Genomic DNA, 12,976 nt, shown 5'->3' on the forward strand with positions numbered 1-12,976 from the left:
GCTCACTGCACCGAAATTGCCGTCAGGATGAGTCCGTCCGACACCAACCACCTGCCGTCGAAAGAGGTGAGCGGCGGACCGGACGTCGCCTCACCGGGGACCAGCAGACGCGAGTTGAAAGTGCCGGACGTTTCCGACTCCGCCTCGAACGTGATGTGGGCGTCCTCGAAACCCAACCAGCGCCCGGTGAGTGGAAACCACGCCTTGTACGTGGCTTCCTTCGCGCAGAAGAGCACTCGATCCCAGTGCACCGGACCGCCGGTTTCCTGAGTGTCCAACCACGTTCGTTCCGCCTCGATGCTGACCGCGGGCAATACCCCGTCCGGCAGCGGGCCGTGCGGTTCGGCGTCGATACCGAGTGAGCGGACCTGCATGGAGTACGCCAGGACAGCGCCGCGGTAGCCGTCGCAATGGGCGAGGCTCCCGACCACTCCCTGCGGCCAGAGCGGCGCACCACGCTCACCGCGCATGACAGCGGCAGACGGAACACCGAGCTTGCCCATCGCCTGACGCGCAAGGTGCCGGGTGGTCACGAACTCACGACGACGCTTCTCGACCGCGCGGCCGATCAACGCCTCCTCACTGGGGTGCGGAACCAGACCGGGCGGATCCACGAAGGCCTCGGCCGTCGCAACTCCACCGGGAAGAATCTGTTCGATCACGTAGCGATACCTCTCAGCGTCCGGCGCGCATGCGCTCGACTTCGGCTTCCTGCTCCGGCGTGACCTTGAAGTGGCCACCCCACTTGTTGAGCGTTCCCGGCGGGTACTCCGGAACGGGAAGAATCTGACGCAACAACTTCTCCGGCAGTCCACGCCGACGCCACTCGCGCGGGTATCCGAGTGAGACTTCCTCGAAGCGGACGCCGTCGTAGTACGTGGTTCGAGGGATGTGCAGGTGCCCGTACACCGAGCACACCGCGTTGTACTTCACGTGCCAGTCGGCGGTCGCGGTGGTTCCGCACCACAGTGCGAACTCCGGATACATGAGTACGTCCGTCGGCTGCCGGACCATCGGGAAATGGTTCACGAGAACGGTTCTTGTGCCTTCGGGAAGCGCATCCAACCGCGCCTGGGTGTACTCGATCCTCGCCCGGCACCATGCGTCGCGCGTCGCATACGGCTGCGGTGAGAGTAGGAACTCGTCGGTGGCGACGACGTTCTTGTCACGCGCGATCTCGAGCCCGTGTTCCTTGTCTCGCGCACCTTCCGGCAGGAAGGAGTAGTCGTAGAGAAGAAACATCGGGACGACCGTGACCGGTCCATCGTCTCCCTCCCACACCGGGAACGGGTCCTCGGGTGTGATGACGTCGAGTTCGCGGCACATGTTGACCAGGTACTCGTAGCGCGGCGCTCCGTGAATCTGAACCGGATCCTTGGCGGTCGTCCACAGTTCGTGGTTGCCCGGAATCCAGATGACCTTTGCGAATCGGCTGCGAAGGAGCTTCAACGCCCACCGAATGTCGTCAGTTTTCTCGGAAACATCTCCGGCGAGAATGAGCCAGTCGTCAGGCGAATCCGGAAACAGTTCCTCCGTCATCGGCTTGTTGCCGTTGTGACCGACATGAATGTCGCTCACCGCCATCAGCTTTGCTGCCACGATCCCTCTGCTTCCTCAGTTGAACTTCCGCGCTTCGCCGTCGCCGGACCTGTCACGGCCCACTTGCCGGAAAACGCTCGCCACGACACCGCGACCATCCGAAGTACTACGAACACGGTAAGCCCTGCCCAAATTCCGGCCAGCCCCCAGTCGTAGGCGAGAGAGAGCCAGATCGCGGGCAGAAACCCGAGAACGGCGCACAGCATGGTCGCGTTGCGCAGAAACACCACGTCCCCGGCGCCGAGCAGAACACCGTCGAGTGCGAAGACGATTCCCGCCACCGGCATGATCGCGACGAAGAACCACCATGCGATCGACATCTGACCGAGCACCTCGACGTCGGACGTGAAGAGTCCGGGGATCACGGAGTGGCCGGCGGCGAAGAAGATCGCGAGCACCACGGCAAATACCGTCGACCAAGCGGTGATCCGCCAGGTCATCTTTTTCGCCGCGGCTGCGAATCCACCGCCGAGCGCCGCTCCGATCAGCGTCTGAGCTGCGATCGCCAAGGAATCGAGAAGGAGCGAAACCAGGTTCCACAGTTGGAGGACAACTTGGTGGGCACCGACTACAGCCGCACCGAACCTCGACGCCACAGCAGCCGCGGAAACGAAACACGCTTGGAATGCGAGGCTGCGCAGAATCAGGTCACGGCCCATCAGCATCTGCGCCCGCATGATCGCAAAATGTGGTCGAGCCGAAACCGGTTCACGAAAGAGCGCCCAGGCGAACAGCACACCCGAAACACTCTGGCCCACCAGATTCGCTACAGCTGATCCTTCGAGTTCCAGACGCGGAGCACCGAGCAAGCCGTGCACCAGAATCGGACACAACACCGCCGAAATACCCAGGCCGACAAGGACGAACCGCAGCGGTCGCACCGTGTTCTGAACCCCGCGCATCCAGCCGTTGCCGGCCAGGGCTACCAGGATGAGTGGAACACCCAATACCGCTATCCGAAGCCAACTTTCCGCAGCCGCGGCGATGTCGGGAGTCCCGGCCACAACCGAAGTCAGCGGGCCGGCGATCACCTGCACGATCGCTACCAAGGCCAAGCCGATCGCGGCCGCCAGCCAGGTCGCCTGAACACCCTCGCCCACCGCGTCGCGCTCGCGGCCCGCCCCGTGAAGCCGTGCGGCCCGCGCCGTGGTGCCGTACGACAAGAAGGTCAGCTGCGTACTCACCAACGACAGGATCAGACCACCGACTGCCAATCCGGCCAGCGGAAGCGCCCCGAGTCGGCCGACCACGGCGATGTCGAACAACAGATAGAGGGGTTCGGCCGCCAGTACCCCGAGTGCCGGAAACGCCAGGGAAAAGATTCGACGCCCAGTGACGTCGAAATCAGCTGCCGAAGATCCCGCTGAGGTGGCGTCAGATTCGCTCAATGCCGCGGATTCAGCCGAGTGCCGCGACGAGCGCGGCAACAATCTCGTCGCTGGAAGTGGTCGACGTATATCCGGCCGACAGCCGGTGCCCGCCGCCACCAAGACTTTCAGCGACCGCCGACACGTCGATCGCCGACTTTGCACGCAACGAGATCGACCAGCTTCCGGAAACCGACTCTTTGAGTACGGCGGCAACTTCGGCTTCCGAAGTGGTTCGCACGATATCGACGACACTCTCGATCTCCTCGGAGCGAAGAGCGCCGATGTCACTGCGTCGGATCACCGCGTACACCAGCCCACGGCCGTCCGCAGCTTCCGGAACCAGCACCGCGGACCCGAGTACGGTGCCCAGCATCGGCAACCACCCGAACGGATGGGTGTCGAGCAGCTTTCGCGCAATCGCGTCGCCGTCGATGCCGGTCGCCAGCAAACGCGCGGCGAGCACGTGCGGAAGCGGACCTCCCCACCGGAAGGAGCCGGTGTCGGTGACCAGTCCGGCATAGAGACAGTGCGCGATGTCGCGATCGATCGCGACTCCCCACGCATCGAAGAATCGTGCGATGAGTGCCGTCGTCGAGGCCGCGGTTTCGTCGACGACGTTGATGCTTCCGAACTCGGAATTGGAGCGATGGTGATCAAGGACGATCGTGCGATTCGCGCCGCCGAGGCGACTCGCCAAATCACCGAGGCGGCCCTCGCTGCCGACATCCACCGTCACCAGTACATCGACACTTTCCCGAACATCAGTGGGCGCCACGAGCAAGTGGAGACCGGGGAAATCGCGCATCGACTCGGGCAGCGCCGACGGCCGACTGAACGCGACCTGCACCGAAACTCCCCGACGCTCGAGAACGAGACCGAGTGCGAGTCCGCTGCCGATCGTGTCTGCATCCGGTTGCACATGGCAGAGGATTGTCACCGAATGTGCTGCTTCGAGAACCTCGGCCACCTGAGCGAACTTCGCCTCGCAGGGGTCAACGTCCGAAAGTGCGGTGATCGTCATTCTCGGTGCGCGTCAGTCGGCTTCACGAACATCTGGCGACGCCTCGTCTTCGTCCGAAGCCACTCGCGGCTCCTTGTACGGATCTGCATCTCCGGCCGGTTGTGCATTCTCACGCGCCTTGGCGACCTCGTCGTCGGCGGCCTTGGCACGGGCCAGCAGTTCTTCCATATGACGCGCGGTGTCGGGAACGGTATCGGCGACAAACGTCAGAGTCGGTGTGAAGCGAACTCCGGTTCCGGCACCGACCTTCGAGCGCAGAACACCCTTGGCCTTCTCGAGACCTGCGGCGGCGGCTTCCACATCGGGTGCGGAATCAACCTTCTCGCCCATGACTGTGTAGTACACCGTCGCGTCGTGCAGATCGTTGGTGACCTTGGTGTCCGTGATGGTCACGAATGCGAGTCGCGGATCCTTGATCTCGTGATCGATCGCCGTCGCGACGATGGTTCCGATACGCTTTGCCAACTTGCGTGCCCGGGCTGGATCTACCATGACTGTCAGTCTCCTCTACCTGGCCACTCGAATCGAGGTGACTCGATCGATCAAAGTTCTGGTTAACAAGAATTATTACCGACAACAGTCTCGTCCATCGGCTACCCGGCAACCAAATCACCATCGGTAGAGGTCTTCGACCACGAGCCACCGCCGCCAGGGCCGTCGTCGATCTCCACAGTTGTCGCATGTGTCGAGCGTGAGCACAAACACCGCCACAGTTGGACCCGAAGCCACCGAATCCCTTGCCGACGAACTCGATTCGTTACGGCGTCTGGAAGAGTGGCTAAGCGACACAGATCGGTGACGCTCAGTCTTCCGGGCCGAAAATTCGCCTTCGCACAGCCAGCAACTGAATCTCCGGACGCTCGGCGACCGCCCGCTCACAATGATCGAGAACGTCGTGCAGGTGATCGACGGACGAACTGACCACACCGACTCCCACGAGCGCACGACGCAGGCGTCCCTGCTCCCCCGCCTCCGCTGCACTCACACCGAATCGACGGAGTTCCGTCAGGATCGGCGACAGCATCGAACGCTTTTCCTTGAGTGAGTGGACATCGCCGAAAAGGATGTCGAACTCCAGTGCCCCTACAAACATTTTCCCCCTATACAGAGCCGAATGGACTCTCTCGGACTTGTATGTTCAAGTCCGAGAGAGTCCATGTCAGCTAGTACTCACGTGCGTCCGCCCCAACGCCCGTGTCGACATAGTCAGTCGCGCGGCTTCTCGCGAAGCTCGTAGCACTCGAGAACGTCACCGATCTTGATATCGGAATAGGTGACGGTCAAACCACATTCGTAGCCTTCGCGAACCTCGGTAGCGTCTTCCTTCTCCCGCTTGAGCGAGGAGATGGTGACCGTCTCGGCGATGACCTTGCTGTCGCGGATGAGACGTGCCTTGGCGTTGCGACGGATGCTGCCCGACGTGACCAAGCAACCGGCAATGTTGCCGATCTTGGACGAACGGAACATGGCGCGGATCTCTGCCTTGCCCAGCTCGACCTCTTCGTACACCGGCTTGAGCAGACCCTTGAGTGCCTTTTCGACCTCGTCGATGGCCTGGTAGATCACCGAGTAGTAGCGAATATCGACGCCCTCGCGGTTCGCCAGCTCCGTTGCCTTGCCTTCGGCGCGGACGTTGAAGCCGATGATGATCGCGTTGGACGCAGCAGCCAGGTTGACGTTGGTCTCCGTGATGCCACCGACACCGCGGTCGATGACGCGCAACTGCACCTCGTCGTCGATCGGAATTCCGAGGAGAGCCTCTTCGAGGGCCTCCACGGTTCCCGAGTTGTCACCCTTGAGGATCAAGTTCAGCTGTGAATGTTCCTTCAGAGCTGCATCGAGATCGTCGAGGCTGATGCGCTTACGACTCTTCGCTGCAAGCGCGTTGCGCTTACGTGCGTTGCGACGGTCCGCGATCTGACGAGCGATACGGTCCTCGTCGACCACGAGCAGGTTGTCGCCTGCACCGGGGACCGACGTGAAGCCGATGACCTGGACCGGACGTGAAGGCAGTGCCTCGTGGACGTCCTGACCGTGCTCGTCCACCATGCGGCGGACGCGGCCGTAAGCATCGCCGGCAACGATCGAGTCGCCGACCCGCAGCGTTCCGCGCTGAATGAGCACGGTAGCGACGGGGCCGCGGCCACGGTCGAGGTGCGCCTCGATGGCAACACCCTGCGCGTCCATGTCCGGGTTGGCGCGCAGATCCAGGGAAGCGTCGGCCGTCAACAGCACTGCTTCGAGCAGTGCGTCGATGTTGAGACCCTGCTTCGCCGAGATGTCGACGAACATGGTGTCTCCGCCGTATTCCTCGGCCACCAGTCCGTACTCGGTGAGCTGCTGCCGGATCTTGTCCGGGTTCGCGCCTTCCTTGTCGATCTTGTTCACCGCGACCACGATCGGCACGTCGGCCGCCTGGGCGTGGTTGATCGCTTCCACCGTCTGCGGCATGACGCCGTCGTCGGCTGCGACAACAAGGATCGCGAGGTCGGTGGCCTTGGCACCACGAGCACGCATGGCCGTGAAGGCCTCGTGACCGGGGGTGTCGATGAACGTCACGAGACGCTCGTTGCCCTCGAGCTCGGTCAGCACCTGGTAGGCACCGATGTGCTGCGTGATGCCGCCGGCTTCGCCCTCACGGACATTCGCCTTACGGATCACGTCGAGCAGACGGGTCTTACCGTGGTCGACGTGGCCCATGACGGTGACCACAGGCGGACGGGACTCGAGGTCCTCTTCTCCGCCGGCGTCCTCGCCGTAGGTGAGGTCGAAGCTGTCGAGCAGCTCGCGATCCTCGTCCTCCGGGCTGACGACCTGCACGACGTAGTTCATTTCGCCGCCGAGCAGCTCCAGCGTCTCGTCGTTGACCGACTGAGTTGCCGTGACCATCTCACCGAGGTTGAACAACGCCTGCACGAGTGCTGCGGGGTTCGCGTCGATCTTGTCCGCGAAGTCCGACAGAGATGCGCCGCGAGCGAGACGGATGGTCTCGCCGTTGCCGCGTGGCAGCCTGACGCCGCCGACTGCGGGAGCCTGCATGCTTTCGTACTCGGCGCGCTTCGCCCGCTTCGACTTACGTCCACGGCGAACTGCTCCGCCGGGACGACCGAATGCACCTGCCGCTGCGCCGCGCTGACCGGGACGGCCACCGCCGCCGGGACGACCGCGGAATCCACCGGCCGGAGCTGCTCCACCGGGAGCACCTGCACCAGCACCGGCGCCGGGAGCGCCGCCACCGCGGTATCCACCGCCGCCGCCACCCGGACGACCACCGGGAGCGCCACCGGGACGACCCGGACGTCCGCCGCCACCGGGCGCGGGACGAGCGGAACGAGCAGGCATTGCACCCGGGTTCGGGCGAGGAGGCATGGAGCCGGGGCTGGGACGGGGTCCGCCCTGACCTGCAGGCGGACGGGGTCCACCCTGGCCGGGAGCCGGACGGGGACCGCCCTGACCCGGAGCCGGACGAGGTCCACCCTGACCGGGAGCCGGACGGGGACCGCCCTGACCCGGAGCCGGACGAGAACCGCCCTGACCTGCGCCCGGACGCGGTGCGCCGGGAGCCGGACGAGGTGCCGGACGCTCGGCGGGTGCCGAGGAGTACGGGTTGTTACCGACGCGAGGTGCCTTCGGTCCCGGACGCGGTCCGCCGGGCTTTGCGCCGGTGGACGGTGCGGCCGGAGCCGCGGGGGCTGCCGGTGCCGACGCTGCGGGAGCAGCCGGAGCCGGACGTGCCGGCTGTGCTGGTTTCGGAGCGTTGAACGTCGGGGTGGGGACCGGCGCTGACGGTGCTGCCGGAGCAGCGGCTGCGGGAGCCGCGGGGGCTGCCGGGGCCGGAGCTGCGGGAGCAGCCGGTGCGGGTGCGGCCGGCTTGGGGCCGGGACGCGGTGCGCCAGGCTTTGCAGCCGACGGCGACGGTGCGCCGGGCTTTGCCGCGGGGCGAGCCGCCGGAGCGGCTGCGCCGGTCTCGGACTTGGTTTCTGCTCCGCCTGCCGACGGGAATGACTCCCGCAGACGACGGGCGACGGGCGCCTCCACTGTGGATGACGCAGACTTCACGAACTCGCCTTGCTCCTTGAGCGTTGCGAGTAGTTCCTTGCTGGTGACACCGAGTTCTTTAGCCAACTCGTGCACGCGGGCCTTGCCTGCCACTGCTCTCCTCACTGATGAGGTCGAGCAGGAGGCATCCCACAGATGTGGGTCCCGCACGACCTCGGGTTATCGCCGATGGACGTTCATCGTTGGTGCTTCACGGTGTGCTCATGAGTGCTTGTGCCTGTTCTTCTCGAGAGGTACTGCTTTTGTGTGAACTGCGTCGACCAGCTGGTCGACAGCGGACGTGTCCAGATTTCCGGACACTCGCAGTGCTCTGCTGAATGCTCGGCGCCGCTCTGCCAGGCTCAGACAACTCGGATCCAGGTGCAGCCATGCACCTCGACCGGGGAGTCTTCGCGATACGTCGGGGACGAGCGGGGAACCCTCCGGCCCCTGCTCACCAACCACGACCCTCAACAGATCGACAGCCGACCCTTGTTCCCTGCATCCCACACACGTTCTGACCGGCGAACCGGGTTTCACGCGCGCAGAATCCGAGGACTCACGTCGAACCATTGTCCACTCTACCGCCGAACCGTCTCGATCACTGCATTCCACCGTTATCCGTTGGACGTGGCGGGCCGGTCGGACGCGTCGCCAACGGGTGCCGCATCGCTACGAATGTCGATACGCCAACCCGTCAACCGCGCAGCCAGGCGGGCATTTTGACCCTCTTTTCCGATGGCCAACGAAAGCTGGAAATCGGGCACGATGACACGGGCCGCACGAGCCTCGGGATCGACGACAGTGACGGAGACCACTTTCGACGGGGAAAGTGCGTTGCCCACAAACGTCGCGGGATCTTCGTCGAAGTCGATGATGTCGATCTTCTCCCCCGCGAGTTCGCTCATGACGTTGCGGACGCGCTGACCCATCGGGCCGATGCATGCACCCTTTGCGTTGAGCCCCTGCACACGTGAGGCAACGGCGATCTTGGAACGATGTCCCGCTTCGCGCGCGACGTTGATGATCTCGACGCTGCCGTCCGCGATCTCTGGAACCTCGAGTGCGAACAACTTGCGAACCAGGTTCGGGTGGGTCCGCGAGAGGGTGATCTGTGGGCCGCGGGCTCCGCGAGCAACTCCGACGACGTAGCACTTGATGCGCTCACCGTGCTCGTAGTTCTCGCCGGGAACCTGTTCTGCAGGCGGCAACAATCCTTCGGCGCCATTGGATTCGCTGCCGATTCGGACGACGACCATTCCGCGGGAATTCGCACGCGTGTCACGCTGAATGACACCGCCGACGATTTCACCCTCATGGGTGGAGAACTCACCGAAACTGCGCTCGTGCTCGGCGTCGCGCAGACGCTGCAGGATGACCTGGCGTGCGGTGGTCGCCGCGATGCGTCCGAATCCCTCGGGAGTGTCATCCCACTCCTCACCGATCATGTTGCCGTCGGCATCGGTGTCGTGCGCCATCACTCGCACCGAACCGGTCTTGATGTTGACATCGATCCGAGCGTTCTGCTTGTGCCCCTCGGTGTGGCGGTACGCCGTCAGCAGCGCGGTCTGGATCGTGGCGATCACAGTTTCGATCGAGACACCTTTTTCGGCTTCGATCGCTCGCAACGCTGCAATGTCGATATTCACTTGTCGAACCCTTCTTCGTTTTCTACGTCTTCTAATTCTGCTTCGTCGTCTTCGACACTGTCCACGCCCGAGTCCTCGGTGAGGTCAACCGCATCCGAAGGAACTGCGCGCCCCTCCGGGATGCCGCCCGCGAGTTCCAACTCCGCCTCACTGGGCTTCGAGAACTCCACCTGAACTACAGCCTTTTGAACGTCGCCCAGTGCAATCTCGCGCACGGTCAGTCCGCCACGGCCACCGATGACAACTGCCACGGAATCGTCGTTCAACGTTCCGATACGGCCCACCACGGTCTCGCCGGCCAGATCGATTCGCGCTTTACGTCCGCGAGCCCGACGCCAGTGACGATCGAGCGTCAGTGGGCGGTCAATTCCCGGGGAGGTCACCTCGAGGGTGTACGGCGTTTCACCGATTTCCTCGAGGGTGTCGAAAAGTTCCGAAACGAGTCTGCTGATCTCCGCGGCGGCATCGAGCTCGATCCCGGCATCGCTGTCGACCATGATGCGCACCGCGCTGTGCTTGCCCGCACTGGTCACGACAACGTCTTCGACGTCATAACCCTGGGCGTGCACGAGTTCGGAGATCAGCTCGATCACCCTCTCCCTGGATGGCACCGGCATCTCGCGAACTCCTCATTTCAGTTGTCGTCGATTGTCCGACTTGTGTCGACTGTCGACGTGGGCGGCTGCGAGCATGAAAAGACACCAGGTGCCACATGCTGCAAGCATCCAAGAGTACCGCTCATTGCGCGTCTCCGTGACCAGAGTGCCCGACGCACGTCACACTTGAACACGTGCCGCGGATTCGAACGATCAGCCGACCACCTGGCACGATGGACTGGTGCTGACGCCCATGACTACTACCCCACTCTCCCGGCGGAGTGCGCTCAAGATGACGGGAACAGCAGCGTTGGGCGCTGCTGCCTTCTCGTTGTCCGCCTGCACCGACAACGGCACAGCGGAGGCGGCTGCAGAAGTCGACCAGCTGACGGCCCAGGCCGATCGAGCCCGCTCCGACGCGGCAGCCGCAACCGCCGCCATCGCACTCGCGCCGGACAAGTCGGCATCACTGACCACGATCAGCGCCGAACGCACAGCGCACGCACTCGAACTCGACGCCGAGATTGCGCGAGCAGCGGGCAGCGGCGCCGCTACGACCACAGCGCCCCCGTCGACCTCGGTCGCAAACGCTCCTACGGGCGTCGAAACCTTGAGTACCTCGCTGGCCGATTCGGCGCGCAGTGCCGCGGATCTCGCTCGGACGATGTCCGGCTATCGCGCGGGCCTGCTCGGTTCGATCAGCGCGTCGTGCTCGACTCAGGTAGCGGTGTTGCTTCCGTGATCATTTCGCACACCCGTCGATCCGAGAGTTCTGCCTTGCTGACCGCAATCGAATCAGAGAATGCCGCGATCTTCGCTTACGGAGTGGTTGCCGCGTTTTCGAATCCTGCCCGTGTCAACGAGGTTGCCACGCACACAGCAGCGCACCGCGCACGACGTGATGCGCTGGTTGCCCTGTCGACCGACGCGGGCGTGACCCCGCCGACAGCCGCGGCAGCGTACGAGATCCCGTTTCCGGTGACGGACGCCGTTTCCGCGGCACAGCTGGCAGCACAGATCGAATCCGACACCGCCGTGACCTACCGGGCATTCGTCGAACAGGTCGATACCGACCAACTCCGCACGTTCGGAATCGACGGCCTGACCGATGCGGCTATCCGCGGCGCCGGATGGCGGTCCGCGCTGGGAACCGCTCCGGCCACCTCAGCGTTCCCGGGGGACCCGGCTTCGTAACTGCTGTGCGCCTTTATTAACCGCCGGCGGTTAATAAAGGCGCACAGCGGCTCAGGCCTTGCGATGCGAGGGCACGAACCACGCCGCGACAACCGCAACCAATACGAAGCAACCGCCGACGCGCAGTGCAGGTGTCAGCGCATCTCCGTAACCGAGTGGCGTGAGGGCACCGCCGGCGGCAAGGAAGACTGCAGTGAGAACCGCGATTCCCAGTGCAACACCGATCTCACGAAGCGTCGAGTTGGTCGAACTGGCCGTTCCGTGATCAGGCTCGTCCATGTCGACGAGTACCGCCGTCGAGCTCGGCGCGAAGGTCAGGCCCATGCCGATGCCCGCCATCAGTAGAGCCGGAACCAGCGACCCGTACGTCACGTCGGGACCGATCAACGCTGCCAACCAGAACAATGCTCCGGCCTGGAGCAACAGACCGGTCAGCAGAAGCGAACGGAGCCCGACCTTCGGCGCCAGAAAACCGGCGAGAGGCGCGAAGATCATCGGCGCTGCCGTCCACGGAAGCGTCCGCAGGCCTGCTTGGAACGGGCTGTAGCCCATCACGATCTGGAGGTACTGCGAGAGCAGGAACACCGCCCCGAAGATTCCGATCGAGAAGGTCAAGCCGATGACGTTCGCCATCGAGAAGCTGCGTGAACGGAACAGACGTAGGGGCATCACCGGATGCGAGGTCTTCATCTCGCGAAGAACGAACAGTGCCAACGCGACTGCGGACCCGACCAACGACGCAACTACTCCAAGCGATCCCCAGCCGTCGTCGTTGCCGTGAACGATCCCCCACACCGCCAGGAACACACCGAGTCCGGCGAGTGCGACACCGGGAAGGTCGAGAGGCTGTGTGCGACCGGTCGATTCGCGCAGCGCGTACAACGCGAGAGGAACAGCGACGATCGCAACCGGCACGTTTATCCAGAAGATGCCCTGCCATGAGAACCCGTCGACTACCGCCCCACCGACAACCGGACCCATCGCGATTCCCAGCCCGGAGACTCCACCCCACACGCCGATTGCCATGGCGCGCTTGGCTTCCGGTACCGCTGCCACGAGGAGAGTGAGTGAGAGCGGCATGATCGCGGCAGCGCCGGCGCCCTGAAAGGCTCGGGCCGCGATGAGCAGGCTTGGTGTCGTCGACAACGCCGAAGCAATCGACGCCGCCGTGAACAGCCCGATCCCGAACACGAACATCTTGCGGCGCCCCCACCGATCGCCGAGCGTCGTCGCCGAAAGCATCAGCGTCGCAAAGCAGAGCGTGTACGCATTCATGAACCACTGAAGTTGCCCGACGGACGCATTCAGCTCCTTCTCGATCACCGGCAGCGCGCTCGTCATCACGAGGTTATCGAGGGTGGCCATGAACATGGGCAGAGAGGCAGCAACCATCGCTATCGCGATCGGAACCTTACGTCCTCCACTGCTTTCCGACCCGGATGCGGCGTCCGATCCGGACTTCGTCAAAACGGTCATCGTGATTCCTCGAGTGAAGGTGCCTTAAGGCAT

The 12,976-nt window shown here is 63.9% G+C and carries 13 protein-coding genes; 2 read left to right on the forward strand and 11 right to left on the reverse strand.

What is annotated here, in order from left to right; translation table 11 throughout:
• Positions 1 to 2: 2 nt before the first annotated feature.
• The 10 genes from ABIE52_RS09245 to rimP all read right to left on the reverse strand — a co-directional run bounded on the left by ABIE52_RS09245 (position 3) and on the right by rimP (position 10,294).
• Complete coding sequence (locus ABIE52_RS09245) at positions 3 to 662, reverse strand: 4'-phosphopantetheinyl transferase family protein (RefSeq protein WP_003942126.1); 660 nt, start codon at positions 660 to 662, stop codon at positions 3 to 5.
• Positions 663 to 675: 13 nt separating this feature from the next.
• Positions 676 to 1,599, reverse strand: coding sequence for a metallophosphoesterase family protein (locus ABIE52_RS09250; protein WP_192712496.1), 924 nt, complete (start codon positions 1,597 to 1,599; stop codon positions 676 to 678).
• The gene (locus ABIE52_RS09255) at positions 1,584 to 2,987 is read right to left on the reverse strand and encodes an MATE family efflux transporter (protein ID WP_452623753.1); all 1,404 of its coding nucleotides are present in this window, start codon (positions 2,985 to 2,987) and stop codon (positions 1,584 to 1,586) included. Before ABIE52_RS09255 ends, ABIE52_RS09250 begins: the two co-directional genes overlap by 16 nt.
• Positions 2,988 to 2,997: 10 nt before the next feature.
• Positions 2,998 to 3,990, reverse strand: coding sequence for a DHH family phosphoesterase (locus ABIE52_RS09260; RefSeq protein ID WP_192712498.1), 993 nt, complete (start codon positions 3,988 to 3,990; stop codon positions 2,998 to 3,000).
• Between the two features lie 12 nt (positions 3,991 to 4,002).
• The gene (gene rbfA / locus ABIE52_RS09265) at positions 4,003 to 4,482 is read right to left on the reverse strand and encodes a 30S ribosome-binding factor RbfA (protein WP_003942248.1); all 480 of its coding nucleotides are present in this window, start codon (positions 4,480 to 4,482) and stop codon (positions 4,003 to 4,005) included.
• Positions 4,483 to 4,792: 310 nt separating this feature from the next.
• A complete protein-coding gene (locus ABIE52_RS09270; RefSeq protein WP_003942205.1) occupies positions 4,793 to 5,083 on the reverse strand; it encodes a DUF503 domain-containing protein in 291 nt (96 codons plus the stop codon).
• 113 nt (positions 5,084 to 5,196) lie between these two features.
• The gene (infB, locus tag ABIE52_RS09275; protein ID WP_030535614.1) at positions 5,197 to 8,142 is read right to left on the reverse strand and encodes a translation initiation factor IF-2; all 2,946 of its coding nucleotides are present in this window, start codon (positions 8,140 to 8,142) and stop codon (positions 5,197 to 5,199) included.
• A gap of 108 nt (positions 8,143 to 8,250) precedes the next feature.
• Positions 8,251 to 8,601 carry a YlxR family protein gene (locus ABIE52_RS09280; RefSeq protein ID WP_019748063.1) on the reverse strand — a complete coding sequence of 117 codons (351 nt, stop codon included), beginning with the start codon at positions 8,599 to 8,601 and terminating at the stop codon, positions 8,251 to 8,253.
• 44 nt (positions 8,602 to 8,645) lie between these two features.
• Positions 8,646 to 9,677, reverse strand: coding sequence for a transcription termination factor NusA (nusA, locus tag ABIE52_RS09285; protein WP_003942738.1), 1,032 nt, complete (start codon positions 9,675 to 9,677; stop codon positions 8,646 to 8,648).
• The gene (rimP, locus tag ABIE52_RS09290; protein WP_003942795.1) at positions 9,674 to 10,294 is read right to left on the reverse strand and encodes a ribosome maturation factor RimP; all 621 of its coding nucleotides are present in this window, start codon (positions 10,292 to 10,294) and stop codon (positions 9,674 to 9,676) included. Before rimP ends, nusA begins: the two co-directional genes overlap by 4 nt.
• A gap of 271 nt (positions 10,295 to 10,565) precedes the next feature.
• Here rimP and ABIE52_RS09295 point away from each other — a divergent pair, with 271 nt between their 5' ends.
• Together ABIE52_RS09295 and ABIE52_RS09300 are read left to right on the forward strand one after the other, a co-directional pair.
• The gene (locus ABIE52_RS09295; RefSeq protein WP_042450877.1) at positions 10,566 to 11,015 is read left to right on the forward strand and encodes a hypothetical protein; all 450 of its coding nucleotides are present in this window, start codon (positions 10,566 to 10,568) and stop codon (positions 11,013 to 11,015) included.
• Positions 11,012 to 11,467: a ferritin-like domain-containing protein gene (locus ABIE52_RS09300; protein ID WP_192712499.1), complete on the forward strand. Its 456-nt coding sequence runs from the start codon at positions 11,012 to 11,014 to the stop codon at positions 11,465 to 11,467. Before ABIE52_RS09295 ends, ABIE52_RS09300 begins: the two co-directional genes overlap by 4 nt.
• Before the next feature lie 51 nt (positions 11,468 to 11,518).
• On the opposite strand, the gene ABIE52_RS09305 is transcribed toward ABIE52_RS09300, so the two are convergent.
• The gene (locus ABIE52_RS09305; RefSeq protein ID WP_064073682.1) at positions 11,519 to 12,943 is read right to left on the reverse strand and encodes an MFS transporter; all 1,425 of its coding nucleotides are present in this window, start codon (positions 12,941 to 12,943) and stop codon (positions 11,519 to 11,521) included.
• Positions 12,944 to 12,976: the final 33 nt, after the last annotated feature.

The sequence above is a fragment of the Rhodococcus sp. OAS809 genome (assembly GCF_040546695.1).
GTDB lineage: Bacteria > Actinomycetota > Actinomycetes > Mycobacteriales > Mycobacteriaceae > Rhodococcus_F > Rhodococcus_F qingshengii.

Excerpts from the sequence above, each read along its gene's own strand:
- ABIE52_RS09260 (WP_192712498.1), bottom strand. The coding sequence starts at position 3,990 with ATGACGATCACCGCACTTTCGGACGTTGACCCCTGCGAGGCGAAGTTC.
- rbfA (WP_003942248.1), bottom strand. The coding sequence starts at position 4,482 with ATGGTAGATCCAGCCCGGGCACGCAAGTTGGCAAAGCGTATCGGAACC.
- ABIE52_RS09270 (WP_003942205.1), bottom strand. The coding sequence starts at position 5,083 with ATGTTTGTAGGGGCACTGGAGTTCGACATCCTTTTCGGCGATGTCCAC.
- ABIE52_RS09280 (WP_019748063.1), bottom strand. The coding sequence starts at position 8,601 with ATGGTTCGACGTGAGTCCTCGGATTCTGCGCGCGTGAAACCCGGTTCG.
- rimP (WP_003942795.1), bottom strand. The coding sequence starts at position 10,294 with ATGCCGGTGCCATCCAGGGAGAGGGTGATCGAGCTGATCTCCGAACTC.
- ABIE52_RS09295 (WP_042450877.1), top strand. The coding sequence starts at position 10,566 with ATGACGGGAACAGCAGCGTTGGGCGCTGCTGCCTTCTCGTTGTCCGCC.
- ABIE52_RS09305 (WP_064073682.1), bottom strand. The coding sequence starts at position 12,943 with ATGACCGTTTTGACGAAGTCCGGATCGGACGCCGCATCCGGGTCGGAA.